The 26995-nt window shown below is 65.6% G+C and carries 26 protein-coding genes; 1 reads left to right on the top strand and 25 read right to left on the bottom strand.

From position 1 onward, the window contains the following. Nucleotides 1–9: 9 nt before the first annotated feature. Complete coding sequence (gene murA, locus CPH63_RS12965; protein WP_096305132.1) at nucleotides 10–1290, bottom strand: UDP-N-acetylglucosamine 1-carboxyvinyltransferase; 1281 nt, start codon at nucleotides 1288–1290, stop codon at nucleotides 10–12. Nucleotides 1291–1327: 37 nt separating this feature from the next. Between murA and CPH63_RS12960 the strand changes: the two genes are divergently transcribed. Next, nucleotides 1328–1894 (top strand): cob(I)yrinic acid a,c-diamide adenosyltransferase, encoded by a 567-nt coding sequence (locus tag CPH63_RS12960; RefSeq protein ID WP_096303331.1) that lies wholly within the window; start codon nucleotides 1328–1330, stop codon nucleotides 1892–1894. 177 nt (nucleotides 1895–2071) lie between these two features. Here CPH63_RS12960 and CPH63_RS12955 read toward each other — a convergent pair whose 3' ends face one another. From CPH63_RS12955 to argS, 24 genes are all read right to left on the bottom strand, one after another. Further along, entirely contained in the window at nucleotides 2072–2500 is a 429-nt protein-coding gene (locus CPH63_RS12955) for a DUF2550 domain-containing protein (RefSeq protein WP_096303330.1), read from the bottom strand. Between the two features lie 66 nt (nucleotides 2501–2566). Next, nucleotides 2567–2971 carry a F0F1 ATP synthase subunit epsilon gene (locus CPH63_RS12950; protein ID WP_197704338.1) on the bottom strand — a complete coding sequence of 135 codons (405 nt, stop codon included), beginning with the start codon at nucleotides 2969–2971 and terminating at the stop codon, nucleotides 2567–2569. After that, nucleotides 2971–4428 (bottom strand): F0F1 ATP synthase subunit beta, encoded by a 1458-nt coding sequence (gene atpD / locus CPH63_RS12945; protein WP_096303329.1) that lies wholly within the window; start codon nucleotides 4426–4428, stop codon nucleotides 2971–2973. Before atpD ends, CPH63_RS12950 begins: the two co-directional genes overlap by 1 nt. A gap of 3 nt (nucleotides 4429–4431) precedes the next feature. After that, on the bottom strand, nucleotides 4432–5367 hold the full coding sequence (locus CPH63_RS12940; protein ID WP_096303328.1) for a F0F1 ATP synthase subunit gamma: 936 nt from the start codon (nucleotides 5365–5367) through the stop codon (nucleotides 4432–4434). A 6-nt stretch (nucleotides 5368–5373) separates the two neighbouring features. Beyond that, on the bottom strand, nucleotides 5374–6945 hold the full coding sequence (gene atpA, locus CPH63_RS12935) for a F0F1 ATP synthase subunit alpha (protein ID WP_096303327.1): 1572 nt from the start codon (nucleotides 6943–6945) through the stop codon (nucleotides 5374–5376). A gap of 85 nt (nucleotides 6946–7030) precedes the next feature. After that, a complete protein-coding gene (locus CPH63_RS12930) occupies nucleotides 7031–7852 on the bottom strand; it encodes a F0F1 ATP synthase subunit delta (protein ID WP_096303326.1) in 822 nt (273 codons plus the stop codon). Next, a complete protein-coding gene (locus CPH63_RS12925; RefSeq protein ID WP_096303325.1) occupies nucleotides 7849–8409 on the bottom strand; it encodes a F0F1 ATP synthase subunit B in 561 nt (186 codons plus the stop codon). The genes CPH63_RS12930 and CPH63_RS12925 overlap by 4 nt, the downstream gene beginning before the upstream one ends. A gap of 47 nt (nucleotides 8410–8456) precedes the next feature. Further along, on the bottom strand, nucleotides 8457–8663 hold the full coding sequence (atpE, locus tag CPH63_RS12920; protein WP_096303324.1) for an ATP synthase F0 subunit C: 207 nt from the start codon (nucleotides 8661–8663) through the stop codon (nucleotides 8457–8459). A gap of 75 nt (nucleotides 8664–8738) precedes the next feature. Beyond that, nucleotides 8739–9533, bottom strand: a complete 795-nt coding sequence (atpB, locus tag CPH63_RS12915; protein WP_197704337.1) for a F0F1 ATP synthase subunit A — start codon at nucleotides 9531–9533, stop codon at nucleotides 8739–8741. Further along, nucleotides 9530–9898 carry an AtpZ/AtpI family protein gene (locus CPH63_RS12910; protein WP_096303323.1) on the bottom strand — a complete coding sequence of 123 codons (369 nt, stop codon included), beginning with the start codon at nucleotides 9896–9898 and terminating at the stop codon, nucleotides 9530–9532. The genes atpB and CPH63_RS12910 overlap by 4 nt, the downstream gene beginning before the upstream one ends. A gap of 24 nt (nucleotides 9899–9922) precedes the next feature. Beyond that, a complete protein-coding gene (locus tag CPH63_RS12905) occupies nucleotides 9923–10315 on the bottom strand; it encodes a hypothetical protein (RefSeq protein WP_096303322.1) in 393 nt (130 codons plus the stop codon). Beyond that, nucleotides 10312–11601, bottom strand: coding sequence for a glycosyltransferase family 4 protein (locus tag CPH63_RS12900; RefSeq protein ID WP_096303321.1), 1290 nt, complete (start codon nucleotides 11599–11601; stop codon nucleotides 10312–10314). Before CPH63_RS12900 ends, CPH63_RS12905 begins: the two co-directional genes overlap by 4 nt. A 172-nt stretch (nucleotides 11602–11773) precedes the next feature. Then, nucleotides 11774–12439 (bottom strand): L-threonylcarbamoyladenylate synthase, encoded by a 666-nt coding sequence (locus CPH63_RS12895; protein ID WP_096303320.1) that lies wholly within the window; start codon nucleotides 12437–12439, stop codon nucleotides 11774–11776. A 52-nt stretch (nucleotides 12440–12491) separates the two neighbouring features. Next, the gene (prfA, locus tag CPH63_RS12890) at nucleotides 12492–13571 is read right to left on the bottom strand and encodes a peptide chain release factor 1 (protein WP_096303319.1); all 1080 of its coding nucleotides are present in this window, start codon (nucleotides 13569–13571) and stop codon (nucleotides 12492–12494) included. A gap of 169 nt (nucleotides 13572–13740) precedes the next feature. Continuing rightward, the gene (rpmE, locus tag CPH63_RS12885) at nucleotides 13741–13977 is read right to left on the bottom strand and encodes a 50S ribosomal protein L31 (protein ID WP_096303318.1); all 237 of its coding nucleotides are present in this window, start codon (nucleotides 13975–13977) and stop codon (nucleotides 13741–13743) included. A gap of 185 nt (nucleotides 13978–14162) precedes the next feature. Then, nucleotides 14163–15125 carry a carbohydrate ABC transporter permease gene (locus tag CPH63_RS12880; protein ID WP_096303317.1) on the bottom strand — a complete coding sequence of 321 codons (963 nt, stop codon included), beginning with the start codon at nucleotides 15123–15125 and terminating at the stop codon, nucleotides 14163–14165. Next, nucleotides 15122–16153 (bottom strand): carbohydrate ABC transporter permease, encoded by a 1032-nt coding sequence (locus tag CPH63_RS12875; protein ID WP_096303316.1) that lies wholly within the window; start codon nucleotides 16151–16153, stop codon nucleotides 15122–15124. The genes CPH63_RS12880 and CPH63_RS12875 overlap by 4 nt, the downstream gene beginning before the upstream one ends. A 120-nt stretch (nucleotides 16154–16273) precedes the next feature. Beyond that, a complete protein-coding gene (locus CPH63_RS12870; protein WP_096303315.1) occupies nucleotides 16274–17623 on the bottom strand; it encodes an ABC transporter substrate-binding protein in 1350 nt (449 codons plus the stop codon). Between the two features lie 327 nt (nucleotides 17624–17950). Continuing rightward, on the bottom strand, nucleotides 17951–19990 hold the full coding sequence (gene rho / locus CPH63_RS12865) for a transcription termination factor Rho (RefSeq protein WP_096303314.1): 2040 nt from the start codon (nucleotides 19988–19990) through the stop codon (nucleotides 17951–17953). A gap of 371 nt (nucleotides 19991–20361) precedes the next feature. Further along, the gene (thrB, locus tag CPH63_RS12860; RefSeq protein ID WP_096303313.1) at nucleotides 20362–21321 is read right to left on the bottom strand and encodes a homoserine kinase; all 960 of its coding nucleotides are present in this window, start codon (nucleotides 21319–21321) and stop codon (nucleotides 20362–20364) included. Nucleotide 21322: 1 nt separating this feature from the next. Next, nucleotides 21323–22399, bottom strand: a complete 1077-nt coding sequence (thrC, locus tag CPH63_RS12855) for a threonine synthase (protein WP_096305129.1) — start codon at nucleotides 22397–22399, stop codon at nucleotides 21323–21325. A gap of 78 nt (nucleotides 22400–22477) precedes the next feature. Continuing rightward, nucleotides 22478–23764, bottom strand: a complete 1287-nt coding sequence (locus CPH63_RS12850) for a homoserine dehydrogenase (protein WP_096303312.1) — start codon at nucleotides 23762–23764, stop codon at nucleotides 22478–22480. Then, complete coding sequence (gene lysA, locus CPH63_RS12845; protein WP_096303311.1) at nucleotides 23761–25167, bottom strand: diaminopimelate decarboxylase; 1407 nt, start codon at nucleotides 25165–25167, stop codon at nucleotides 23761–23763. The genes CPH63_RS12850 and lysA overlap by 4 nt, the downstream gene beginning before the upstream one ends. A 46-nt stretch (nucleotides 25168–25213) precedes the next feature. Continuing rightward, nucleotides 25214–26866, bottom strand: a complete 1653-nt coding sequence (gene argS / locus CPH63_RS12840; protein ID WP_096303310.1) for an arginine--tRNA ligase — start codon at nucleotides 26864–26866, stop codon at nucleotides 25214–25216. Between the last annotated feature and the right edge of the window lie 129 nt (nucleotides 26867–26995).

The raw sequence follows: 26995 nt of genomic DNA, 5'->3' as shown, positions 1-26995 counted from the left end.
GACCGGGAATCACCCGCCGAAGACGCCGGATTCGGTGCGGATGACGTCGGCCCCGAGGGCGCGCAACTGCTCCTCCATGCGGACGTAGCCCCGGTCGATGTGATGGATCTCGGCGACCTCGGTCACGCCCTCCGCGACCAGCCCAGCGATCACTAACCCGACGCCGGCCCGAATATCGGTGGCCCGAACCGGAGCACCGGAGAGCCGCTGCGTGCCGCGCACAACCGCGTGGTGGCCATCGGTACGGACGTCGGCACCCATCCGGGCGATCTCGTCACAGAACATGAATCGGGCCTCGAACAGGTTCTCGGTGATCATCGAGGTTCCGTCGGCGATGGAGAGAAGCGCGATTGCCTGCGGCTGCAGGTCGGTGGCCAGGCCCGGGTAAGGCAGCGTGACCACGTCGAAACTCTTGGGACGCTGGTGCATCTGTACCCGGAAACCGTCGGCCTGAACGTCGATCTGAGCGCCGGCCCGCACGAGCTTGTCGAGCGCGATCTCCAGGTGCGCGGCGACGGCACCCTTCACGGTGACGTCGCCCTGCGTCGCGGCCGCGGCGATGGCCCAGGTGCCCGCGACGATTCGATCGGCCACGGCTCGATGGGACGTCGGTGTCAGCGCCTCGACTCCGTCGATCTCCAGGGTCGAGGAGCCCACGCCACCGATCTGCGCCCCCATCGACTGGAGCAGGTGGCAGAGATCGACGATCTCCGGCTCGCGGGCCGCGTTGTCGATGACCGTGGTGCCCTTGGCCAGTACCGCGGCGGTCAGGATGTTCTCGGTGGCCCCGACACTCGGGAAGTCCAGCCAGATCCCTGCTCCGTGCAGCTGGGCCGCCTCGGCGATGATGTAGCCGTGCTCGATGTGGATCTCGGCGCCCATGCGGTTCAGCCCGGCGAAGTGCATGTCCAGTGGCCGGGAGCCGATCGCATCACCGCCCGGCAGTGCCACCTTGGCCCGCCCGGTGCGGGCCAGTAGGGGGCCGAGCACGCAGATCGAGCCGCGGATCTTGCGGACCAGTTCGTAGGGCGCCTCGGGGCTCGGGTCCTCCGGCACGTCGATGGCGACGCTGTCGACCAGGCCGTCGCTGCTTTCAACCACTTCGCAGCCGAGCCGGGTGAGCAGCTCGTTCATGATGTCGACGTCGGAGATGGCCGGCAGGTTCGACAGGGTGGTCTTTCCCGGGGCCAGCAGCGATGCGGCCATCAGCTTCAAGACGCTGTTCTTCGCCCCCACCACGGAGACGTCCCCGCGTAGCCTGGCCCCACCTGTTACTCGTAGCACCTGCACCACACCATCCTAGTTTGCGGACGGTTATGGTTTGGCCATGTCTGTTCATCTGACGCGCATTTACACCAAGACCGGCGACGACGGCACGACCGCGCTCGGCGATATGTCCCGAGTTCACAAGACCGATCCCCGCGTCGGGGCCTACGCCGACTGCGACGAGACGAACGCCATCATCGGCGTGGCGCTCTCCCTCGGCGGGTTGGACGACTCGATCGGCGCCGTGCTGCGCCAGGTGCAGAACGACCTCTTCGACGTCGGAGCGGACCTCTGTACCCCGGTGGTCGCGGACCCGAAATACCCGCCACTGCGGGTGACCGACGCCTATGTCGATCGGCTCGAGGGTTGGTGCGACGACTTCAACGAGAACCTGGCCAAACTGGACAGCTTCATCCTCCCCGGCGGAACGTCCGGCGCGGCGCTGCTTCACCAGGCGCGAACCGTCTCTCGGCGGGCGGAACGCAGCGCCTGGAGCCTCTATGAGGCTGACCCGGAGGCGACTAATCGCATCGCGCTGCTTTACCTGAACCGGCTCTCGGACCTTCTCTTCATCCTGGCCCGGTGCGCCAACCCTGAGGGCGATGTGAAGTGGCGACCCGGCGGCTGAGCCGCCCAATCCAGCCGGCGGCTGAGCCGCCCAATCCACCCGGCGGCTAATCTCGCAGACCTCAGCTTTGCCCCGCTGAACGTCGATCTGAGCGTCACATCCGACGCCTACCGGGGCGAGGCCGGCCGGAACGCAAATCGGCCAGAACGCAAATCGGCCGGAACGCTGTGAGCGTACCTAGGCGCGCGGGCGAGCCGATTCGAGCCAGGAGACGAACCCGGTGTACGCGCCGTCGGCGAAGGCGATCGAGAGCTCATTACTGGTGCTGCCATAGCGGGCCGTACTCCCGTCGCTACAGCGCACCACGACCGCGGTCGGCGGAAGGGCATTAGCTTCAGACGGCTCCGGTGACCGCCGATCGAGCACCGTCAGACTGTCACGCCGCCAGATGCGGGATGGCCGGGTACCCACCCCGAGAGCTCGGTACCAGCGAAGCTCGTCACCGTCATATCTGGCTACACCGTATAGCCAACGACTACCGCGAGCGACCGCCATCGCAATCCCGCCGGCGCTGCGCAGCATGTATCGCTGCCGGGCGATGACGAGGATGAGCAGGACGAGGATCAGCGCGAGGAGCGTGAGCGCCACGATGTCAACAAGCGGCACTGTGCGAGCTCACCTCCAGCGCCTCATGCGATTCTCGTCCTCTACCCGGTCAGACCTGGTGCGGACCTAGTGGGTGGCGCTGGCTGAGTCGGCGCCTACCGCACGCAGACGGGCCTGCGCCCGCTCGCGGGCGGCCTCGGCGTCCGGGCCCTCTTCGCCCTCGGCCCGAGCTAGCGCTACCTTGGCCCGCTCGACGTCGATGTCCTCGGCGATCTCGGCCATCTCAGCGAGCACCGAGACATTCTCCGCACTCACCGATAGGAAGCCCCCGTGCACAGCCACCCGCAGCTCAGGCTCGTTGACCCGTGCGATCCGGACGACCCAGCCCGGCACCAGGGCACCGAGCAGCGGCGCATGACCGGGCATGATTCCGATCTCGCCATCGGGCGTGCGGGCGATGACCATCGTCGCCTCGCCCGACCAGATCGCCTGCTCGACGGAGACCAGTTCCACCTGCATGGTGGCCGGCATCAGGAGTTCCGAAGCTCGTGCGCCTTGCGCTCGAGGTCCTCGATGCCACCACACATGAAGAAGGCCTGCTCCGGGTAGCTGTCATAGTCACCGGCGGCCAGACGCTTGAAGGCGTCGATCGTCTCTTCGATCGGGACGAACGAGCCCTCGATGCCGGTGAACTGCTTGGCCACGAAGGTGTTCTGGGAGAGGAAGCGCTCGATCCGACGGGCCCGGCCGACGAGGATCTTGTCCTCTTCGGAGAGCTCGTCGATACCGAGAATCGCGATGATCGACTGGAGCTCGTTGTAGCGCTGCAGGATCCGCTTGGTCTCCTGCGCGACGTCGTAGTGCTCCTGGCCGATGTACTGGGCGTCCAGGATGCGCGAGGTCGAGTCGAGCGGGTCGACGGCCGGGTAGATGCCCTTCTCCGAAATCGGACGGGAGAGCACCGTGGTGGCGTCGAGGTGAGCGAACGCGGTGTGCGGGGCCGGGTCGGTGATGTCATCGGCCGGGACGTAGATCGCCTGCATCGAGGTGATCGAGTGACCACGCGTCGAGGTGATCCGCTCCTGCAACTGCCCCATCTCGTCAGCCAGAGTCGGCTGGTAACCCACGGCCGACGGCATGCGGCCGAGCAGTGTGGAGACCTCGGAACCGGCCTGGGTGAAGCGGAAGATGTTGTCGATGAACAGCAGCACGTCCTGCTTCTGCACGTCGCGGAAGTACTCGGCCATGGTCAGCGCCGAGAGGGCGACCCGAAGGCGCGTGCCCGGCGGCTCGTCCATCTGGCCGAAGACCAGCGCGGTCTTCTCCAGCACGCCCGAGTCGGTCATCTCGGCGATGAGGTCGTTACCCTCGCGGGTACGCTCCCCCACACCGGCGAAGACGGAGACACCACCGAAGTTCTCGGCGACGCGGTAGATCATCTCCTGGATGAGCACCGTCTTCCCAACGCCGGCCCCACCGAAGAGGCCGATCTTTCCGCCGACAACGTAAGGCGTGAGCAGGTCGACGACCTTGATGCCGGTCCACATCGGCTCGGTCTTCGACTCGAGCTGATCGAACGGCGGCGGCTCACGGTGAATCGACCAACGCTCCGGGAAGACCAGATCCTTGCCGGCCTCATCCAGCGGCACGCCGAGGGCGTTGAAGACGTGGCCCTTGGTGATGTCGCCGACCGGGACCGAGATGGCTCCACCGGTGTCGGTGACCACAGCGCCCCGGACGAGCCCGTCAGTCGGCTGCAGGGCGATCGTGCGAACCATGTCATCGCCGATGTGCTGGGCGACCTCAAGGGTCATCGTCTTGGAGAGTTCGCCGAGCTCGATCTCGACGTGCAGCGCGTTGAACAGCGGCGGGATGCTGTTACGGCCGAACTCGACGTCGACGACCGGGCCGATCACTCGGACTACGCGGCCGGTGGACGGCCCACTCTCGCTGGCGTCAGCAATGTCATTCTCGAACAAAGTCGTCATCGTTTAGTCGCTTCCTGCTGCGGCGAGAGCATCGGCTCCACCGACGATCTCAGAGATTTCTTGGGTGATTTCAGCCTGACGGGCTTGGTTCGCCAGACGGGTGTACATCTCGATGAGGTCCGACGCGTTGTCGGAGGCGGACTTCATCGCGCGCCGGCGCGAAGCCGACTCTGAGGCCGCCGACTCCAGCAACCCGGCAAAGATGCGGGCGCTGATGTAACGCGGCAGCAGGGTGACCAGCAGTTCTTCCGCCTCTGGCTCGAAGTCGTAGGCCGGCTTCGGGCCTGAAGACTCGCTGGACTCCTTCGCTTCGTCGACACCGAGGTCGGAGGCCGATACCGGTGAGAGCTGCTCGGCCACCGGTGTCTGGGTCACCATCGACTCGAAGCGGGTGAAGACGAGATACAACTCGTCAACACCGGCCGAACCGTCGACCGAACCGTCGCTGGTGGCGTTCAGGGCAGCGACGAGCGTCTGTGCCGCCTCCCGCGCATTCACGAAGTTGGGCTGCTCGGAGAAGCCCGTCCAGGCCTCCTCGACCGGGATCTGACGGAAGCGGTAGAACGTCACGGCCTTACGCCCGATGACGTACAGCACCGGCTCCTTGCCATCGCTGCGCAGCTGGTCAGCCAGCTCGTTGGCGCGACGGATCGCGTTGGAGCTGTAACCGCCGGCCAGGCCGCGGTCGGCGGTGATCACCAGGATCGCCGATCGGCGCGGGTTCTCACTACCGGTGAGCAGCGGATGCTTCAGCGAGGCGTTCTTGCCCAACGCCGAGAGCGCGCGGGTCAGCTCGTATGAGTACGGGCGAGCCGCCTTCATCCGCGACTGCGCCTTCGCGATCCGCGAAGCGGCGATGAGCTCCATCGCCTTGGTGATCTTCTTGGTCGACCCGACCGCCTTTATCTGGCGGCGGTAGACCCGAAGCTGGGCTCCCATCGGCTACTACTTCGCCAGCGTCGGGGTAGCGGCCTTCTCGGCACTGAACTGGCTCTTGACCTCAGTAGCCGCTGCTTCGAGCAGGCTGATGGTGTCGTCTTCGAGCTTGCCCGAGTTGAGGATGTTGTCGAAGATCTCCTGCTTGTTGTGCGCGATGTACTCGTGCAGAGCAGCTTCGAACGGACGCACCTCGGAGACCTCGAGATCGTCGAGCTGGCCGGTGGTGCCGGCCCAGATCGAGACGACCTCCTTCTCCGGCGAGAACGGCGAGGATGCCGGCTGCTTCAGCAACTCGACCAGGCGCGAACCGCGGCTGAGCTGCTGCTGGCTGGCCTTGTCCAGATCGGAGCCGAAGGCCGCGAAGGCCTCCAGTTCGCGGTACTGGGCGAGGTCGACGCGCAGACGTCCGGCAACGGACTTCATCGCCTTCGTCTGGGCCGCGCCACCGACGCGGGAGACCGAGATACCGACGTTGACCGCCGGACGCACACCGGCGTTGAAGAGGTCAGTCTCCAGGAAGCACTGGCCGTCGGTGATCGAGATGACGTTGGTCGGGATGTAGGCCGAGACGTCGTTGCCCTTGGTCTCGATAACCGGAAGACCGGTCATCGAACCGCCGCCGAGCTCCTCGGAGAGCTTGGCACAGCGCTCGAGCAGCCGGGAGTGCAAGTAGAAGACGTCGCCCGGGTAGGCCTCGCGACCCGGCGGGCGGCGCAGCAGCAGCGACACGGCACGGTAGGCCTCGGCCTGCTTGGTCAGGTCGTCGAACACGATGAGGACGTGCTTGCCCTGGTACATCCAGTGCTGGCCGATGGCCGAACCGGTGTACGGAGCGAGGTATTTGAAGCCGGCCGAGTCGGAGGCGGGCGCCGCGACGATGGTCGTGTACTCCAGCGCCCCGGCCTCCTCCAACGTGGAGCGAACGGCGGCGATGGTCGAACCCTTCTGACCGATCGCTACGTAGATGCAGCGGACCTGCTTCTTGGGGTCGCCGGTCTTCCAGTTCTCGCGCTGGTTGATGATCGCGTCGACGCAGACCGTGGTCTTGCCGGTCTGCCGGTCACCGATGATGAGCTGGCGCTGTCCACGGCCAATGGCGGTCATCGCGTCGATTGCCTTGATGCCGGTCAGAAGCGGCTCGCGGACCTCCTGGCGCTGCACCACTGTCGGTGCCTGCAGCTCCAGGGCGCGACGCTCGGTGGACTCGATCTCGCCGTTGCCGTCGATCGGCTGACCGAGCGGGTTCACCACGCGACCGAGGTACGCGTCGCCCACCGGCACCGAGAGAATCTCACCGGTCCGCTTGACCTGCTGTCCCTCGGCGATCTTCGAGCTGTCACCGAGGATCACGACGCCGATGTCTCGGACATCGAGGTTCAGGGCGATACCCAGCGTGCCGCCCTCGAACTCGAGCAGTTCGTTGGTCATCGCGCTCGGCAGGCCTTCGACGGTGGCGATACCGTCACCGGTCTCGGCCACGACGCCGACCTCTTCGCGTGAAGCTTCAGGCGAATAGGAGGCAACGTAGCTCTCGATCGCACTCCGAATCTCATCCGCGGAGATCGTCAGCTCGCTCATCTTCTGGTTCCTGTCTCGTGCAGTTATTCGTGCAAATTAGGTTTGTGTGGCGGTGCTTGTGGTGCGAACGTGCGGCCTTGGACCGCTAGCTCGCGAGCGCCGCGCGAGCGGCGGTGAGTTTGTGCGCGACGCTTCCGTCGATGACCTCGTCGCCCAGCTTGATGATCAGGCCCCCGCGAATCGAGGAATCGATCGCGACTCGGAGCGAGATCTGCTTGCCGTAGATCCCACTCAGCGTCTCGGCCAGCCGGGTCTGCTGCGCCTCGGCCAGCGGTACGGCCGAGGTGACCCGGGCAATCGAACGATCCTGGCGACGAGCAGCCGATTCAAGCAGGTCATCGATCGCCAGGACGATGCTGCGCTTTCGGGTCGTCCCGATCGCGTGCTCGAGCAGCTGCTGGGTGATCGCCGAAACCTTGCCGCCGATGACGCTGCCGAGCAGGTCCGAGCGCCGCGCGACGGTCGCTGTCGCGTCGTCGAAGAGGGTCGTCAGTGTGCCTTCGGCGTCGAGGACACGCTCGAAGCGGAAGAGTTCGTCCTCCACCTCGTCGAGCGTCCCCTGCTTCTCAGCGGCGATCAGCAGTGCCTCGTCGGCCGTCAGCTCAATGGCGTCGGCGAGGTCCCACGGCGAAGACCAGCGCAGCGCAACCGCCGCCCGGGCGACGTCGTTGGCCCGCCCCGTGACCTGCAGCCCGAGCAGGCTCGAGATCAGGTCGCTGCGGGTCTCGGCGACGGTGGACGCGTCACCGAGCGCGCGGCGCAGCTGAGGCTGACTGGCGAGCAAGTTGCCAATCGAGTGCAGCTCGCCGGAGAGGGCGATCAGCTCCTCGGCCGATGCCGAACCGACGACTACGTCGAATTGACGACGCAGTTCGTCGAGCGCGGCGCGACTGGCGGCGTGAATCATGCGCCCGATCCCGTGCTTCCGGCCGCCGGCTCACTGCTCTGCAGGTCAGCCAGGAAGGCGTCAACCGTGGCCCGAACCTGAGCGTCGTCAGCCAAGCGCTGATCGACGATCTTCTCCGACAGCTCGACGGCCAGTGTGCCGATCTCGGAACGGAGTTCACGAACAACCTGTCCCCGCTGCGCGGCCAACTGCTCCTCGCCGCGGGTGACGATCCGGGCGGACTCTTCCTGAGCCTGTGTCCGCAGGTCCTCGACGATGCGCTGGGCTTCGGCACGAGCACCGTCACGGATCTGAGCCGCCTCGGCCCGCGCTTCGGCCAGCTGCTGCTGGTACTGCTCCAGCATTCGCTGTGCTTCGGCCTGGGCCTGCTCGGCCCGCGCGATGCCACCCTCGATCTCGTCGCGGCGCAGGGCGAAGGTCTCCTCGAAACGCGGCACGACGTACTTCGCGATGATGAACCACAGAAGTCCGAAGATGACGAGAACGAGGATGATCTCCGACAACGTCGGAACAAGCGGGTTGATGTCGGCCTCATCTGCGGCGAACAACAGTCTCATGATGGGTCCTCTCGGTCTAGCAAGCCGTAATTACCGGTGCGTCGCTATTACTTGAGAACGAAGGCGAGCGCGATACCGATGATGGCCAGAGCCTCGGCGAGAGCGAAGCCAAGAATGGCGATCGGCTGCAGGCGACTCTGCATCTCCGGCTGCCGTGCGGTGCCGTTGATGTACGCCGCGAATATGAGGCCGATTCCGACACCCGGGCCGATAGCCGCGAGTCCGTAACCAACCATGTTGAGCGAGCCAGCCATGAGGCTTCCTTTCGTTGTTTGGTCGATCTGACCAGTTGTGAGTCGAAAAACTAGGAAAAAGAGAGGAGATGGAGCTTAGTGCGAGTCAGCTAGCGCGCCGCCGATGTACTGGGCGGTAAGCAGGGTGAAGACGTAGGCCTGAAGCAGCGCGACGATGAGTTCCAGGAACCCGACCGCTATGCCGAGGACAAAGGCCAGTACACCGGCGGGCTTCAACACGATCGAGCCGGTGGCGTGGAAGAGCAGGTATTCCCCGCCGGTCGCGAAGAGCAGCAGCAACAGGTGGCCGGCGAACATGTTGGCGAAGAGTCGCAGCGCGAGCGTCACCGGACGAACCAGGATGTTGGAGAAGAACTCCAGCGGGATCAGCAGCGGCAGGATCCAGGCGGGGACGCCGCTGGGCACGGTCTGCAGCTTCAGGTAGCCGAAGAACCCGTGGCGGGCGATGCCCACAGCGTTGTAGGTGATCCAGACCAGTGCGGCCAAACCGTAAGCGAACCCAGCGCGCGAGAACGGCGAGAACTGCAGGAATGGGATCAGGCCGAAGAGGTTGTTGACCATGATGAAGAAGAAGAGCGAGACCAGGAACGGCACGTACTTCATGAAGTCGCGGTTGCCGATGCTGTCCTGCGCGATGCCGTTGCGCACGAAGCTGTAAGCCTGCTCGCCCATGAACTGCGCCTTCGATGGCACAACGGCCTCGCGGCGGATGGCGACGAGAAAGGCAGCAACGACTAGCACGGCACCAAGCACGAGCATCAGGGATGCCTTCGTGAGAAGTACCTGATGCCCGTTGAAGATGTCGTTCAGGTCGAAGTCGGCCGGCCCCGGGGCATTAAAGCCTTCGGCGTAGGCGCTTCCTTGCGTCACGCGGTGTCTCCTCGGTCATCGATATCTGGCAGCTCCGACGATGTCTCATCGGAAGTGTCTGGCCGGGTGTGGCTAGTTTCTTCGGTCTGGCTATGTTCTTTAGTCTGGCTATGTTCTTTAGTCGGTACCGGCGGGGGGCCGCTGGGCGCCTGGCGAACGAATCGGGCAACAACCAAGTACAGCCCGAAGGCCGCACCCAGGACGATGCCGATGGCGGTCAGGTATTCGGCATGCAGCCATTGGCCCAACGCCCAGCCAATCAGGCCGTAGACGCCAACCCCAGCTACAAGATAGCTGAACGCCAGCCAAGGATCGTCACCGGGTCTGGCGTTGTTGCTGGTGTCCGGACCGTCTTGCTTCTCCATTACACAGGTAACCCTACAACCGGTTCAGCGCCGTTCTGACCAAATCCAGCCTCTCCTGAGCTGATCGACGCACGAAATAATCACAGCGCTGACCAAACCGGCCGCGAAGGCTCCGGAGTGAATGCCTGAGGACTCCGACGAGCCGAGCAGAATCGCGAAGAGCACGATCAACCCCGAATAGCTCATCAAGGCGGCGAGCAGTGACGTCGTCGGCGAGTACTTACCCGCCCGCCGGACGGCGATGGTGCTCACCTTCAACCACAGTCCGGCGATGGCCAGCCCAGCCAGGAAACTGATGCTCCCGCCGAGGCCTCCGCTACCTCCGAAGGCCGCTGCGCCGACGATCGCGACGAAGATCCAGGCGATCGCCGGGATGCCACGATCGTGGGTCAACTGCTGCGAGGTCTGCACGGTCATCGGGTGCGAGCGATGTCGACCGGGGTGGTGGTCGCGGCGATCGGAGCTGGCACCGCTGCCGGCAGTGGTGATCCAGCAATCACGGACTCGCCGACCGCCTCTGCGATCTCCGCGTCGTCAACCACCGGCGGATCGGTGGGCCAGCTTATCGGCGCCGGCTCCGGCCGGGGCGATCGGAGCCGGGGAACTGCGGAGAGCAGCACCCCAAGGAAGGCGAGCACCGCCACCACCGACACCACCGCCCACGCGCTGCGCGTGATGGAGAAGGCCACCGCGCCGAATGAGAGCAGCGCGGACCAGAAGTAGAGCAGCAGTACCGCGCGCCGGTGAGTGTGGCCGATCTCCAGCATCCGGTGGTGCAGATGCTCCTTATCGGCGGCGAAGGGCGACTGACGACGGCGCAGCCGGCGCAGCACCGCGAGGACGAGGTCCATGAACGGGATCGCCAGTACGGCGAGCGGCACTAGCAGCGGCAGCGCCAGCGGCAGCGACCCGAGCAGATTTCCGAAGAGGGTCTGCGGGTCACCGCTGGTGGTGGCTGTGGTGGCGGCCGCGGAGAGAAAGAGTCCGATCAGCATCGAACCGGAGTCGCCCATGAAGATCCGAGCCGGCGAGAAGTTGTGCGGCAGAAATCCCACACAGGTGCCGACCAGGCAGGCGGCCAGCAGAGTCGGCGCCGCCGCGATATCGGTGTGCCCGATCACGGCGAGGTGATAGGCGTACAAGAAGAAGGCACCGGCCCCGATCGCCGAGACTCCGGCCGCCAGTCCGTCGAGACCGTCAATGAAGTTGATCGCGTTGATCGTCAGTACGACCATCAGAATGGTCACCGGAATCGCGATGTCTTGGCCCAGCACCACCGTCCCAGCGTGACCCCAGGGCACATAGACGGCCGACAGCTGGACGCCCCCCTTGGTCACCATCAGACCGGTGACCAGCACCTGCCCGGCCAATTTCGTCACCGAATCCAGGTCGTAGCGGTCGTCGAGCACGCCGAGCAGGCAGATCAGGACGCCGCTGATGACGATCCATCCGATATCGGCGCCCGGGTTGGTGAAGGTGGTCTGCAGGGTGGGCAGCATGTGCGCCACACCGAAGGCGGCGATGAGCCCGCCGAGCATCGCCAAGCCGCCGAGCCGCGGCGTGGCTACGGCATGAACGTCCCGGTCACGGGGCATCGCCACGGCTTTCCACGCGATCGCAACGGCGCGCGCCAGCGGGGTCAGCAGAAAGCTGCCCGCGGCGGCTACGCAGCAGACCAGCGCGTACTCAAAACTAGGATGCACCGATCAGTCGTTCCTCATCGACTCGACGACAGAGATAGCCACGCAGCACGACGCGATCAACTTGCACCGGGACTCGCCGAATGCTGGCTCAGCCTGAGGCTACCGCTCGAACTCCAGAATCAACGCGCACGCAGCCGAGATTCCGCCCTCAATGCGGGGCAGCGCCACCGAATCAGCCGGTGACGGCTCCCGTATCGTCGCCCACGAGCTCCCCCAACACGTCGCGCAGGCGCTCCAGCGAGACCGCTCCGGTGCGCAGTACTCTGGGGATGTCACCGGTCACGTCGACGATGGTCGAGGCGATTCCGGTGGTGGCCGGACCGCCATCCAGATAGACGCTGACGCTGCCGCCGAGCTGTTCAAGGGCCTCTTCAGCGGTGAGCGCAGCCGGATGACCGGAGCGATTCGCGCTGGAGACGGCCATCGGCCCGGTGAGCGCCAGCAGCTCCAGGGCGACCGGGTGCAGCGGCATCCGCAGGGCCACCGTTCCGCGGGAGTCGCCGAGGTCCCAGGACAGCGACGGGGCATGCTCCACGACGAGCGTGAGGCCGCCGGGCCAGAAAGCCTCGATCAGCGACCGGGTGGCCGCGTTCACCGACGAGACGAGGCCATCGATGGTGTTCCACGATCCGACCAGCACCGGCACCGGCATGTCACGCCCGCGCCCCTTCGCCGCGAGCAGCGACGTAACGGCCACGCTGTCGAAGGCATCGGCCCCGATGCCGTAGACGGTGTCGGTCGGCAGAACGACGAGCTGACCGGACTGGACCGCCCGGGTCGCGCTGACCAGCCCGTCTTCGCGAGCTTGGGGGTCGGCGCAGTCGACAACAGTGCTCACGGCGACATTCGCTCCTTCATCGACGAACTGATTTCACAGCCGGGTGGACCGGCTACTCGGTTCCGGCCAGCATCGCTTCGGTGTCGGCCCGCACCAGCGCATCGATCATGTCATCGAGCGCGCCGTCCAGTACCGCGTCCAGGTTGTAGGCCTTGTAGCCGACCCGGTGATCGCTGATCCGGTTCTCGGCGAAATTGTAGGTGCGGATCCGCTCCGAGCGGTCAACCGTCCTGACCTGAGACCGGCGAGCGTCCGAGGCCTGCTGGTCGGCCGCCTCCTGAGCGGCCGAGAGGAGGCGGGCGCGCAGCACCCGAAGTCCTGCTTCACGGTTCTGCAGCTGGCTCTTCTCGTTCTGCATCGAGACGACCGTCCCCGTCGGAATATGGGTGATCCGAACCGCCGAGTCGGTGGTGTTGACGCTCTGCCCGCCGGGGCCGGAGGAGCGGAACACGTCGATGCGCAGGTCGTTCGGGTCGATCTCGATGTCGACCTCTTCGGCCTCAGGCAGCACCAGCACTCCGGCGGCCGAGGTGTGGATGCGCCCCTGCGACTCGGTGGCCGGCACCCGCTGCACCCGGTGCACGCCGCCTTCGTACTTCAGCCGAGACCAGACCGCGCTGTCCAGCCCCTTGGCCCGGACGGCCACCGTGGCCGACTTGGTGCCCCCGAGATCGGTGGGCTCGTTGTCCAGAATCTCGGTGGTCCAGCCCTGGCGTTCGGCGTAGCGCATGTACATACGCAGCAGGTCGCCGGCGAAGAGCGCCGACTCGTCGCCGCCCTCCCCCGCCTTGACCTCCAGGATGACGTCCTTGCCGTCATTCGGGTCCTTCGGCAGCAGCAACTCGCGCAGCCGGGCCTCGAGTTCGGCGATTCGGATCGTGAGGGCATCGGCCTCGGCCACGAACGAGGCATCCTCGTCGGCCAGCTCGCGAGCAGTGTCCAGGTCGTCGTGGGCGGCGTCGAGTTCGCGGGAGGCGGCGACCAGGGGCGCCAGCTGGGCGAAGCGACGCCCCAGCGTGCGGGCCTTGGCCTGGTCGGTGTGAACGGCGGGGTCAGATAGCTGGTGCTCGACGTCGGCGTACTCGGCGAGTAGCTCCGGCAATTTGCCCGCGCCCTGCTTCTTGTCACTCATGATTTCGGTCAGTCCTAGCTTGCGGTTGCGGGCCGGCTCAGGCCCCGCGGTGAGTCAGTCACGAATCAATCGAGGGAGTCGATTGAAGGTGGTTCGAAACGGGTGGCAATACGCGACGACGCCCGTCATCTCGACCGGGCGGAGGAGATAACGGGCGTCGTTGGCGTTGCTAGGAGTTGGCAGACTCCGTGCCGGGACGAACCCGCTTGCCGAAGCGCTTCTCGAACTTGTCGACGCGACCGCCGACATCCAAGATCTTCTGCTTGCCCGTGTAGAACGGGTGGCAGGCGGAGCAGACGTCCGCGTGCAGCTGGCCGCCCTTGGCGGTGCTACGCGTGGTGAACGTACTGCCACAGGAACAGGTCACTGTGGTGTCTACGTACTCTGGGTGAATTCCGGTCTTCACTTTGGATCCCTTTCATAGTGCAGCGCTGGGTCGCCATCGATTTGAGCGGGCGTGAACCAGAGCCGGGTGGTGTAGCTCAGTCTGCCAGGTAAGTGCACGGCTGACCAAACAAGGAGTCAACGCCTGCCTACCTAGAGAAATTCCGGGCCGCCGAAGCAGCGAAACCTCGACGGCCCGCTCCGATCTCAGCCCTTGACCGACCCCGCCAGCATGCCGCGGACGAAGTATCGCTGGAGGGCGAAGAAGACGATCATCGGAATGACGATCGAGACGAAGCCGCCGGCGGTCAACAACTCCAGGTGGCTGCCGAGAGACCCGGTCAGCTGCTGCAGCTGGGCGGTCAACGGCTGGGTCGCCGGTGTCTTGCCGGCGAAGGTCAGCGCGATGAGCAGATCGTTCCAGACCCAGAGGAACTGGAAGATCGCGAAGGAGGCGATGGCCGGCAACGACAGCGGCAGCACGATGGTGCGGAAGATCCGCAGATGGCTGGCCCCGTCGACCCGAGCCGCCTCGATCAGCGACTCCGGAAGGGCGGAGATGAAGTTGTGCAGCAGGAAGATGGCCAGCGGTAGCGAGAACATCGTGTGCGAGATCCACACCTCGGCCAGTGACCCCTTGAGGTTCGGATTCGGGATGATCGTGATCGTGCCGAGGTGGACGCCCTTGTTGTAGAGCTGCAGCAGCGGCACGAGCGACATCTGCAGCGGCACCACCTGGAGGGCGAAGATCAGGAAGAAGAGCACGTCGCTGCCCTTGAACCGGACCCAGGCCAGCGCGTAGGCCGCCATCGCGGCGATGATGATCGGGATCACCGTCGCCGGAATGGTGATGGCCAGCGAGTTCACGACGTAGGGGAATAGTCCGCCGCTGACGTTGTAGCCGCCCTTGAACAGGACGGTGTTGTAGTTGGAGAAAGTGAGGTGCGGGTGGGCGAAGAAGGTCCACCAGCCGGTGGAGGCGGAGTCCTCCTTCGGACGCAGCGAGGTCACGAGCAGGCCGAGAACCGGCACCGTCCAGGCCACGGTGATCAGGATGACGACGATCGAGGCGGCCGGGTTGCTGAAAGCCTGGCGCACCACCTTGCGCTTCGGCTCGGGTCGTGCTTCGAGTGGCCCGGGAATCTCCGGGATCATAGGCGCGTTTGTCATCGACCGGTCCTATCCTTGCGCATCTGCAGAATGTTGTAGATGACTAGCGGGAGCACGGCCAGGAAGAGAATGACGGCCAGTGCGCTGCCTCGACCGAGATTGAACTGGGTGAAGACCTGGTTGTACATGTCGTTGGAGAGCACGTCCGTGTCGAACTGACCACCGGTCATCGTGTAGACGATGTCGAAGACCTTCAGCGTCGCGATCATGATCGTCGTGACCACCACGATCATGGTGGTTCTGATCATCGGCAGCTGAACGGTTCGGAAGAGTTTGAAGCCGGTGGCCCCGTCCATCCGGGCCGCCTCGACGATCTCATCGGGAATGGCCTTCAACGCGGCCGAGAGGACGACCATCGCGAATCCGGTCTGGATCCAGATCATGATGATCATGAGGAGGAAGGTGTTCAGGAGGCCGGTGCTGGTCAGTAGCCAGTTCGGGGGGTTGTGCCAACCGAGTTTGATGACGATCTGGCTCAGCAGGCCGATCTGCGGCTGCTTGGGGTCGGTGTAGTTGTAGACGTACTTCCAGATCACGGCGGCGCCGACGAAGGAGATCGCCGTCGGCATGAAGATCATCGCCTTCGGGAAGGCCTGGTATTTCATCCGGTCGACCAGCAGCGCGACGGTGAGGCCGAAGATGGTGGCGGCCAGCGGCACGATGATCAGCCAGAGCACAGTCCGAATCAGGGTGTCCTGGGTAGCGTTGTCGGTGATCGCCCATTTGTAGTTCTTGAGGCCGACATACGCCGCTCCCGGCCCGATGGGATCGGGGCCGTGCAGGCTGAGGAACATTGTACGAATGGCCGGGATCACCAGGCCGATGAGTACGAGGATCACCGCCGGGGCCAGGCAGATGAAGATCGCCAGCGGTCGCTGGAACCTTCCGGGCGCGCGTTCGGCGATGAAGAAGATGATGAGCATGACGGCGATGAATCCGCCAACGACCAGAACAACTGTGAATAGCTTCGAGGCACTATCGGTCAGTAGCGAAGCCTCAAGTACAGGCTGGGACGCCAAGGTGGACATATTCCCCTACCGTTTCCGTTCCAAGAGGTGCAAGGTACAGCCGAAAGCAACGATTTGCGGCCCGCAGACATCTGCCCACGGGCCGCAAATCGTTGCCCTATCCGAGGTACAACTTAGCCACTAGTTGGGCCAAGCCGCATCAATCTCCTTCGCGACATCGGCAGTCGACTTTCCGCTGCCGAACCACTCGGTCATGCCCTTCCACTCTGCACCGGAGCCGACGGCGGCCGGCATCAGGTCAGACGCGTCGAAGCGGAACGTCGCCGACGAGTCGGTGAGGTACTTCGCCGAGATCTGGTCGATCGGGTCGGTGTAGGTGCTGGCCGGGACCTTGGTGTTGGCCGAGACCCAACCGCTGGCGACCTTGACGCGCGAGGTGACCCACTCCGGGCTGGAGACGTAGTTCTGAACGGCCTGGACGGCCGGGTCGCTGGAGAATGCGGCGACGAATTCGCCACCACCCTCAACCGGCGTCTGGATCGACGGGTCAACCGCCGGCAGGTAGAACGCGAAGACCTGGCCATCCGGTCCGACCTTCGTGCCCTTCGGCCACTGCGCCTCGTAGAAGGACGCCTGCTGCAGCATGCCGCACTTGTCCTTCAGGATCGGCAGACCGGCGTCCTGGAACGTCGTGGTGGCGATCGTCTTGACGTCACCGTAGCCGCCGTTGACCCATGCCGGGTTCTGCATGTAGCTGGCAACGGTCTTCATCGCGGTCTGAATCTGCGCGTCCGAGAACTTGACCTTGTGGCTGATCCAGTCGTCGTAGACCGATCCGCCGAAGGTGCCGAGAACGGCCTCCTCCAGCCAGTCGGTGGCCGGCCAGCCGGTGGCCGTACCCGAGCCGATGCCACCACACCACGGCTTCGCCTTGCCATCAGCGGCGATCTTGGCCGAGAGGGACATGAGGTCGGCCCACGTGGTCGGGACGGTGTAGCCGTTGGCCTTGAAGAACGACGGCGAGTACCAGACCAGCGACTTCATGTTCGAGCTCATCGGTGCGGCGTAGAACGTGCCGTTCACCGTGCCGTAGGTCTTGTAGACCGCCGGCCAGTTGTCCTCGTTCTTCACGGTCTGGTCCGGCGGCTTGACTACGCTGCCGGTCTTGACCATCTGAGCCAGCAGACCGGGCTGCGGGATGATCGCAAGGTTCGGGGCGCTTCCACCCTGGACCTGAACCGGCAGCTGCGACTCGAAGTCGTTGGAGCCGGTGTAGGTGATGGTGATGCCCGTGCACTTCTCGAAGTCGGCCCACGACTTCTGCAGCGAGTCGGACTCCGGGCTCAGGATCGAGCCGAACATGGTGACCTTCTTGCCCGAATGTCCGGCGTAGGCCTGGTACTGGGCGCAATCACCGGTCAAGGTGGGCACGCTCGAGCTGGTGCTCTTCTTGTCACTGCTACATGCGGCAAGCGCCAACACGGCCGCCGTACCTATCGCGGTACCCGCCATGACTTTGTTCCACTGCATCCGATGGTCCCTTCGTTCTAACTGAATGGCCACCAGGACCGCCTGGCAGCGCTTTCAGCACAATGACATGGGTCACAAGCACAATGGAACCGAATCGCCCGAGTCGATGCTCAACTGTTACATCCTTGTTTCTACGGCAGATCTGCACGATTTTTGCAAGAGATCGCCCTAAAAGTTGTGCGAACATACAAATTCGCGCAGCGAATGTTGCCGGAACATACAAAAACCGTCGCTGCTCGATGAGCAGCGACGGTTTCGTAGGCCGATCAGGCCGGAAAATCGCCTCCGGCGACCCCAGAGTCGGCCGGTAGCAAAGTTTGCCCCGAGTCAGTCCTGACCGGGCGTGGTTTTGGCGATCTGCATCAGGAACTCGGCGTTGTTCTTCGTCTTCTTGAGCCGGTCGAGGAGCAGGTTGATGGCCTCCTGCTGCTCGAGTGACTGAAGCACCCGGCGCAGCTTGATGATGACGGCCCGCTCCTCCGGAGAGAGCAGCAGCTCCTCCTTACGGGTCGAGGACTGGTCGACGTCGATGGCCGGGAAGATGCGCTTGTCGGCGATCTTGCGGTCCAGCTTCAGCTCGGCGTTGCCGGTGCCCTTGAACTCCTCGAAGATGACCGAGTCACCGGCTGAACCGGTCTCGACCAGCGCCGTGGCCAGGATGGTCAGCGAGCCGCCGTTCTCGATGTTGCGAGCCGCACCGAGGAACCGCTTCGGCGGGTAGAGCGCCGTCGAGTCGACACCACCGGAGAGGATTCGGCCGCTGGCCGGGGCAGCGAGGTTGTAGGCGCGTCCCAGGCGGGTGATCGAGTCGAGCAGGACAACGACGTCATGCCCCATCTCCACCAGTCGCTTGGCCCGCTCGATCGCGAGCTCGGCGACCATCGTGTGATCCTGCGGGCGACGGTCGAAGGTGGAGGCGATGACCTCACCCTTCACCGAACGCTGCATGTCGGTGACCTCTTCAGGTCGCTCGTCGACCAGAACCACCATGAGGTGAACCTCAGGGTTGTTGGTCGCGATAGCGTTGGCGATGGCCTGAAGCACCATCGTCTTGCCGGCCTTGGGCGGCGACGCGATGAGTGCCCGCTGTCCCTTGCCGATCGGCATCACCAGGTCGATGACGCGGGTCGTCAGGATGTGCGACTCGGTCTCCAGGTGAAGCCGCTGCTGCGGGTACAGCGGTGTCAGCTTGGTGAACTCGACGCGCCCCTTCGACTGCTCGGGGTCCCGGCCGTTGATCGTGTCCAGCCGCACCAACGGCGTGTACTTCTCGCGCCGCTCGCCGGTTCCCTGCTGCTTGATCGCACCGGTGATCGCATCGCCGCGGCGCAGGCCGTAGCGACGGACGAAGGTGTTCGAGACGTAGACGTCGTCGGAGCTGGCGAAGTAGCCGCCGGTGCGCACGAACCAGGAGTTCTTGTCCTCGATGGCGTCGACGATGCCGGCGACCGGCACCAGGATGTCGTCCTCGCTGACCGTCGGCTCGACGTCGTTGTTGCCACCGACGCCGCCGACACCGCGCTCACGGTTACGGCCACGGCGGTCACGGTAACGACGTCCACGACGCCGCCCACCCTCGAACTCGTCGTCGTCGGAGGGACCGTTGTTCTGGTTGCCGCCGGTGTTCTGGTTGTTGCGATTCTGCCCGGACTGGTTCTGCTGACGGTTCTGTCCGCCGGCGTTCCCGCCGCCGGCGTTCCCGCCACCGGAATTCCCGCCACCGGAGTTGCCGCCACCGGCGTTCGCGGCCCGTGCGTTTCCTCCGGCATTGCCTGACTGACCGGAATTGCCTGACTGACCGGCATTGCCTGAACCACCGGCGTTGCCGCCGGCTGAGGCACCTTGGCCGGCGTTGCCGCCGGCTGCGGCGCCCTGGCGGTTCTGCCGGTCACGGTTTGCCCGGGGCGGGCGCTGTGAGCGCTCCCCGTCGTCGGAGCGAGGGGCCTCGCCGGCCTGACCGTTTACACCGTTGGCGGTGTCGCGATCGGGGGCCGACTCACGGGGCGCCGTGCTGGCGGCCTCGGTGGCGGGGCCGGACGTTTCGGACGAAGCCTCCGACCGTGCGGACCGCGACTTGGTAGCCGATCCGGAGCCCGAGTTCGAAGCGGAACCTCCGCCGGCCTGACCTGAGCGCCCGGCCTGAATGGCCGCGACCAAGTCGCTCTTGCGGAGTTTTGCACTCGAGATCCCCATGCTGCCTGCGAGCTGCTGGAGCTCGGGCAGGAGCATCGAGGAGAGTGAGCCGCCTCGGCGTTTGGCTGATTCCTTGCCGGCTTCGGTGGCCGGTGCGTTGCCTGGCTCCCCAGCGGCTGAGCGCGGGGCGTCACTGGTGGAGGCGAGCACCAGCTGTTCGTTCGTGTCTGTCACGGTTATGAATGGATCCTTCCGGAGGTGATCGGGGAGCGTGATTCGCTGGGCCGACCGTGTGTGGATCTGCCGGCCACGGAGCTAATTGAGCAGGCCGACTTCTCCGCCATTGATGCAGAGAGCATCAACAAAGCTGTCAGAAATACTGGTTCTGGCCATTCGGAGGCGTCCAGTCGTTTCGAGTCAGCGCGACGCGATAGCTTCTCGCGCCGTGCAAGCTCGGGAGGAGGGCTGGGTTCGTCGGTAGACAAGCCGACATCAGAACCAACATCACGAGCGTAGACGCTGCTATGCACATCAGCAACACCGACCCGCATGGGCGTGTCCGAGCCGTTATCCGCGGCACCCGATGAATGGGGCTACGGCCAAAGTCAGCGCCCGGGTGACGGGCGGAGCAGACCCGCGGGTTCTGCGTGCACCGGTAGGTGCTCGCAGCGCCACTTAGCCGGCTGCATAGAAGTAACGAGCTCGAACTCAGCGGTATTCCGGGCAAGTGCCAAGACAGTCGGTCCAGCGCCCGAGATCACCGTCGGCACGCCGTGCTCACGCAGGGCCGCCACCAGTTCCGCCGACTCGGCCATCGCCTCGGCCCGATACGGCTGATGAAGTCGATCGGCGGTGGCCTCCAGCAGTGACGAGGTGGCGCCGGTGAGCGCCGCGACGAGCAGCGCGCTGCGGGCGGAATTGAAGACGGCATCGCTGAAAGGCACCTGGGCGGGCAGCAGCCGACGCACCTGCGCCGTCGAGGATTCATACGGCGGAATCAGGACAATCGGCGAAATCTCCGGAGCCACGGCCAGCTTCAGAGCGTGCACGCTCTGCTCACCGTCGGTCTGCTCACCGTCGGTCTGCTCACCGTCGGTCCACGCGACAGTGAATCCACCGAGCAGGCAGGGCGCCACATTGTCCGGGTGCCCCTCGATCTCGCTGGCCAGCTGGAGGGCATCCAACTGCGTCAGGGTCGTCTCACCGCCGAGCACCAGACCACGGGCCAGCAACACCCCGGCGACGATCGCCGCAGATGACGACCCGAGCCCGCGTCCGTGCGGAATTCTGTTCGCGCAGACGAGCTCCAGACCCGGCGGCTGGCCGCCCAGACGCTCGAAGGTGGCCCGCATCGCGCGTACGACCAGATGAGACTCGTCCAGGGCGACTGACTCCTCCCCCTCACCGGCCACGTCGATCGCCAGGCCAGAGTCAGCAACGCGGGCCATCACATCGTCGAAGAGCCCCAGGGCCAAGCCGAGGGTGTCGAAGCCCGGCCCGAGATTCGCGCTGGTGGCCGGCACCCGAACCTGAGCCACGCCACCCCGGAAGGCCGGTCTGGGCACCTCAGGCCAGACCGAGGTGCGACGCCGCCACGTGGCTGTCCACCGGCACCGTAATCGGGGTCGGGGCACCGGAGATCGCCCACTCCGGGTCCTTCAGCCCGTTGCCGGTGACCGTGCAGACAACCGTCGATCCGGGCGGAACCCGTCCGGCCGCCGCGGTCATCAGCAGCCCGGCCACGCTGGCCGCCGACGCCGGTTCGACGAAGACGGCCTCGGTGCGGGCCAGCAGCCGGTAGGCGGAGAGGATCTGTCGGTCGGTGACGGCCTCAATTAGGCCGCCCGACTTGTCGCGAGCCGCCTCGGCCGAGGTCCAAGAGGCCGGATTGCCGATGCGAATGGCGGTGGCGATCGTGCTCGGCTTGAGGACCGGAGCGCCGTTGACGATCGGTGCCGCCCCGGCGGCCTGGAAGCCGAACATCTGCGGCGCGGAGTCGACGATCCCGTCGGCGAAGTACTCGCTGTAGCCCTTCCAGTACGCCGTAATGTTTCCCGCGTTTCCGACCGGGATGCAATGCACGTCCGGAGCCCGTCCGAGTTCGTCGCAGATCTCGAAGGCGGCCGTCTTCTGCCCCTCGATCCGGAACGGGTTCACCGAGTTCACCAGGGCCACCGGGTAGTCGACCGACAGCTTCTGGGCCAACTCCAGGCAGTCGTCGAAGTTGCCGTCGACCTGCAGCAGACGGGCACCGTGCACCAGCGCCTGAGCCATCTTGCCGAGCGCGATCTTCCCCTGCGGTACCAGCACCGCGCAGGTCATTCCGGCTCGCACCGCGTACGCGGCGGCGCTGGCCGAGGTATTGCCGGTCGAGGCACAGATGACCGCCTTCGCACCCTCTTCAGCCGCCTTCGAGATCGCCATCGTCATGCCGCGGTCCTTGAAGGACCCGGTGGGGTTCGCCCCTTCGACCTTGAGGTAAACCTCCGCGCCGACCTGTTCGGAGAGTGCCCGCGCCGGCACCAGCGGGGTGGCGCCTTCGAAGAGCGTCACCACCGGAGTGGCGGCCGTCACCGGAAGCCGCGAACGGTATGCCTCGATAAGCCCTGGCCAAGGAGTGAAGCCCTCTTTGGTCACCGAAATCTCCTTCAATTCATTGCCGAAAGTGTCGTTGCGGAAGTCTTGCCAATCCGATCTGGCGCGCGGGGCGCACCCGGGCGATTAGTCGCTCGGCATCCCTTCCACTCGCAGCACGTTCGCCGGTCGACGCAGGAACCCCATCCCGCCCAGGCCGTCCACGGTCTTGGCCAGCGCGGCGTCGGTGGCCGAGTGGGTCACCAGCACCAGGGTCGCCGCGTCGCCACGACCCTCCTGGCGCACCGTCTGGATACTGACTCCGTGCTCGGCGAAGGCACCGGCGACGGTCGCCAGCACGCCGGGGCGGTCGGCTACGTCGAGCGCGACGTGATATCGCGTATGGACGTCGGCCATCGGCACCACCCGCAGGTCGGCGTAGGTGCTCGCTCCGGAGCCCCGGCCACCGTTGAGCTTGTTACGGGCGACGGCGACCAGATCGCCGAGAATCGCACTCGCGGTCGGCGCCCCACCGGCTCCTCTCCCGTAGAACATGAGAGATCCGGCCGCTTCGGCCTCGACGAATACCGCGTTATAGGCATCGGAGACGCCGGCCAGCGGATGCGTCCGCGGGATCATCGCCGGGTGAACGCGGACCGAGACGCTCTCCTCCGTGCGCTCGCAGATCGCGAGCAGCTTTACGGTGCACCCCATCGCCTTGGCACTGGCGATATCGGCCGAAGTGACGTCTGAGATCCCCTCCCGGTACACGTCCGACGTCGTGACCCGGGTGTGGAAGGCCAGGCCGGCCAGAATGGCGGCCTTCGCCGCAGCATCGAAGCCGTCGATGTCGGCACTCGGATCGGCCTCGGCATAGCCGAGTTCGGTGGCCTCAGCCAGGGCTTCGTCGAAGCCCGCCCCGGTGGCGTCCATTCGGGAGAGGATGAAGTTCGTGGTTCCGTTGACGATTCCCATCACCCGGGTGATGCGATCACCGGCCAGCGATTCACGCAGCGGCCGCAGCAGCGGAATCGCGCCGGCCACCGCGGCTTCGTAGTAGAGGTCAACGCCGGCGCCGGCCGCCGCCTCGTAGAGCGTGGCTCCATCTTCAGCCAGCAGCGCCTTGTTGGCGCTCACCACGCTCTTGCCCGACTTCAGCGCCTCCAGCAGCAGTGACCGCACCGGCTCGATGCCGCCGATCACCTCGATGACGAGATCGATATCAGGTCGGGCGACGAGTTCGCGGGCATCGGTGGTGATCAGGGACGGATCGATATCGGGGTGCCGGTTCGGACGGCGCACCGCGACCCCGGCCAGTTCCAACGGCGCCCCGATGCGGGCGGTCAAGTCCTCAGCCTGTTCCTGCAGCAGCCGAGCCACCTCCGACCCGACGACACCGCAGCCCAATAGGGCAACCTTCAATGAATCACTCATTTGGTCCACCCTGGATCCAGACGAAGTAGATCGTCCTCGGTCTCGCGCCGCAGCAGCACGGAGGTCTGGCCCGCACACACACCGATCACCGGTGGGCGCGGAACTTGGTTGTAATTACTGGCCATACTTCGGCAGTAGGCACCGGTAGCGGCCACCGCCAACAGATCACCGGGGGCGACGTCGGCCGGCAACCACGCATCCCGCACGACAATGTCCCCACTTTCGCAGTGCTTTCCGACGACCCGGCTGCGAACGAGCTCAGCCGTCGAGACCCGATTGGCCAGCGTGACGGTGTAGGCGGCGTCGTAGAGAGCCGTCCGGATGTTGTCACTCATACCGCCGTCAACCGAGATGTAGTTTCGGGTCAGCTGATCATTGATGACAACCGGCTTGATAGTGCCCACCTGGTAGACGGTGATCGCACTCGGCCCCACGATCGCCCGACCGGGCTCGACGGCCAGCCGGGGGCGGGTCAACCCCGCCGCGGCCGACTCGCGGTCGACGATCTCGCTCAACCGGTCGGCGATCTCCTTGGCCGGCTGCGGCTCGTCGCCACTGACATACGCGATGCCGAGGCCGCCACCGAGATTGAGCAGCTCGACCTCGACGCCGGTGAGATCGCGGATCTCCCGGGCCAACCCGACGACACGGTGGGCGGCCACTTCGAAGCCGGCAGTGTCGAAGATCTGCGATCCGATGTGGGAGTGCAGTCCGATCAGTTCCAGGGACTCCGCCTCGATGACCGCCTGGGCCCCACGCAGCGCGTCCCCACCCTTGAGTGAGAACCCGAACTTCTGGTCCTCGTGGGCGGTGGCGATGAATTCGTGGGTGTGCGCCTCGACGCCGACGGTGACGCGAATCAGCACCCGCTGCCGGACCCCGGCCGCTTGCGCGATCCGGGCCAGCCGCTCGATCTCGTCGAAGGAATCGACGACGATGCTGCCGACTCCGACGTCGACGGCTCGCGTCAGCTCAGCGACGCTCTTGTTGTTGCCGTGCAGCGCGAGCCGATGCGGCGGGAAATCGGCGGCCAGCGCGATCGCCAGCTCGCCACCCGTGCAGACGTCGAGGTTGAGCCCCTCGGCCTCGATCCAGCGAGCCAGTTGGGTGCAGAGAAACGCCTTGCCGGCGTAGTACACATCGGCACCGTCGAAGGCGGCGGCATAGGCCCGGGCCCGCCCGCGCACGTCGGCCTCGTCCATGAAGAAAGCCGGCGTGCCGTACTCAGCGACGAGATCGGTGAGCCGCCGACCGGCCAACCGTAGTTCGCCGTCGACGCGTTCGATCGACGCCGGCCAGATCTCCGGGTCGAGGTCGTGGACGTCGGAGGGAAGGCCGAACCCCGATGACTCGGGCAGCACGTCCGCGTGCCGAGGACCAGCAGGGTGGGCGGACCGGCTCATGACTGGCTCCCCCTCACGACGCGTCCGTCTCCGCGGTCGGCGCCCATCACATGCGGTCCGGGGCGCTTACGCCGAGCAGCCCCAGCCCGTTGGCCAGCACCACCCGGGTTGCCTCGCAGAGCCAGAGGCGCGCGTCGGTGAGCGGGGTAGCCTCCTCGTCACCCTGGGGCAGGACCCGGCACGCCTCATAGAAGCGGTGGTAACGCCCGGCCAGCGACTCCAGATAGTGCGCGATCCGGTGGGGCGAGCGCAGCTCCGCCGCCGAAGCGACGACCCGGGGAAACTCTCCGAGCGCCCCCAGCAGATCACCCTCCCGCTCGTGCACGAGCAGGCCGAGGTTCGGCTCAGCCGAACGCACGATCCCCAGATCGGCCGCGTTGCGCTGCAAGCGGGCCAGCCGGGCGTGCGCGTACTGCACGTAGTACACCGGGTTGTCGTTCGACTTCTTCGACAACAGGTCCAAGTCGATGTCCAGGACGGTGTCGATCGAGGAGCGGGCCAGCGAGTAACGGGCCGCATCCACGCCGACCGCGTCGACGAGATCCTCCATCGTGATCACCGTGCCCGACCGCTTGCTCATCCTTAGCGGCTTGCCGCCACGAACCAGATTCACCATCTGGCCGATGAGCACCTCGACCACGGCCGGGTCGTCCCCGAAGGCCGCCGCGGCAGCCTTGAGCCGCGCGATGTAGCCGTGGTGGTCAGCGCCGAGCATGTAGATGCAGAGGTCGAAGCCACGGCTGCGCTTGTCCCGCAGGTAGGCCAGATCTCCGGCGATGTAGGCGGCGTTGCCGTCGCTCTTGATGACCACCCGGTCCTTGTCGTCGCCGTAGTCGGTGGTGCGCAGCCACCACGCGTTCTCCGAGAAGTAGAGCGCGCCCGACTCCTTCAGATAGGCGACGGCCTGCTCGACGGCGCCCGACTCATAGACGGAGTTCTCGTGGAAGTAGACATCGAAGTCGACCCCGAACTCGTGCATCGACTCCCTGATCTCGCCGAACATCAGCTCGACGCCCTCACTGCGGAAGATCTCCTGGGCGACGGGCGGCTCGGCGGTCAGAGCCTGCGGCGACTGGGCCACGACAGCGGCGGCAACCTCGTCGATGTAGGCCCCGGCATAGCCGTCTTCGGGCACATCGTCTCCGTTGGCCCGTGCCATCAGCGACCGAGCGAAGCGGTCGATCTGCGCACCGTGGTCGTTGAAGTAGTACTCGCGGGTGACATCGGCCCCGCTGGCCTGCAGGATCCGGGCCAGCGAATCCCCCACCGCCGCCCACCGGGTGCCGCCCAGATGGATGGGCCCCGTCGGGTTGGCCGAGACGAACTCGAGGTTGATGCGGCGACCCTGGTAGGTGCTGGTGTGACCGTAGGAGGCGCCGGCGTCGACGATGACGCGGGCCAACTGGGCCAGCACGTCGGCGGCCAGGGTGATGTTGAGGAAGCCGGCACCGGCGACCTCCACCGAGGCGATCCCGGGAACTTCACGCAGTCTGATGGCGATCGCCTCCGCGATCAGACGTGGCGGCTTCCCTGCTCCCTTGGCCAGCCGGAGGGCGATGTTCGTCGCGTAGTCGCCGTGGTCGCGATTCTTCGGACGTTCGACGTGCGCCTCATCCGGCAGCAATCCGTCGAAATCACCCGATTTCTGACAATCGGCGACGGCCGCGAGCACAGCGGCAGAGAGTTCAGCAGGGTTCACTCGTATAATCCTAGTGGCGCGAGCGACCGCATTCCTCTCTGACGGCCCCGGTGAGGCGTTGCGCGGGGTATGGTCTGCGCTGTCTTCACGGGCTCCTCTCAGGCGCGACTCCTACACTTGACCATGTCG

The sequence above is a fragment of the Jatrophihabitans sp. GAS493 genome, from assembly GCF_900230215.1.
GTDB lineage: Bacteria > Actinomycetota > Actinomycetes > Mycobacteriales > Jatrophihabitantaceae > MT45.
Note: the sequence above shows the minus strand (reverse complement) of the source record. Positions and strands in the feature narration are given on the sequence as shown.

What these genes read in the sequence shown, in the direction of transcription:
- CPH63_RS12960 (WP_096303331.1), top strand. Translation starts at nt 1,328, where the DNA reads ATGTCTGTTCATCTGACGCGCATTTACACCAAGACCGGCGACGACGGC.
- CPH63_RS12950 (WP_197704338.1), bottom strand. Translation starts at nt 2,971, where the DNA reads ATGCCGGCCACCATGCAGGTGGAACTGGTCTCCGTCGAGCAGGCGATC.
- atpD (WP_096303329.1), bottom strand. Translation starts at nt 4,428, where the DNA reads ATGACGACTTTGTTCGAGAATGACATTGCTGACGCCAGCGAGAGTGGG.
- CPH63_RS12940 (WP_096303328.1), bottom strand. Translation starts at nt 5,367, where the DNA reads ATGGGAGCCCAGCTTCGGGTCTACCGCCGCCAGATAAAGGCGGTCGGG.
- atpA (WP_096303327.1), bottom strand. Translation starts at nt 6,945, where the DNA reads ATGAGCGAGCTGACGATCTCCGCGGATGAGATTCGGAGTGCGATCGAG.
- CPH63_RS12930 (WP_096303326.1), bottom strand. Translation starts at nt 7,852, where the DNA reads ATGATTCACGCCGCCAGTCGCGCCGCGCTCGACGAACTGCGTCGTCAA.
- CPH63_RS12925 (WP_096303325.1), bottom strand. Translation starts at nt 8,409, where the DNA reads ATGAGACTGTTGTTCGCCGCAGATGAGGCCGACATCAACCCGCTTGTT.
- atpE (WP_096303324.1), bottom strand. Translation starts at nt 8,663, where the DNA reads ATGGCTGGCTCGCTCAACATGGTTGGTTACGGACTCGCGGCTATCGGC.
- CPH63_RS12910 (WP_096303323.1), bottom strand. Translation starts at nt 9,898, where the DNA reads ATGGAGAAGCAAGACGGTCCGGACACCAGCAACAACGCCAGACCCGGT.
- CPH63_RS12905 (WP_096303322.1), bottom strand. Translation starts at nt 10,315, where the DNA reads ATGACCGTGCAGACCTCGCAGCAGTTGACCCACGATCGTGGCATCCCG.
- prfA (WP_096303319.1), bottom strand. Translation starts at nt 13,571, where the DNA reads ATGAGTGACAAGAAGCAGGGCGCGGGCAAATTGCCGGAGCTACTCGCC.
- CPH63_RS12880 (WP_096303317.1), bottom strand. Translation starts at nt 15,125, where the DNA reads ATGACAAACGCGCCTATGATCCCGGAGATTCCCGGGCCACTCGAAGCA.
- CPH63_RS12875 (WP_096303316.1), bottom strand. Translation starts at nt 16,153, where the DNA reads ATGTCCACCTTGGCGTCCCAGCCTGTACTTGAGGCTTCGCTACTGACC.
- CPH63_RS12870 (WP_096303315.1), bottom strand. Translation starts at nt 17,623, where the DNA reads ATGCAGTGGAACAAAGTCATGGCGGGTACCGCGATAGGTACGGCGGCC.
- CPH63_RS12850 (WP_096303312.1), bottom strand. Translation starts at nt 23,764, where the DNA reads ATGAGTGATTCATTGAAGGTTGCCCTATTGGGCTGCGGTGTCGTCGGG.
- lysA (WP_096303311.1), bottom strand. Translation starts at nt 25,167, where the DNA reads ATGAGCCGGTCCGCCCACCCTGCTGGTCCTCGGCACGCGGACGTGCTG.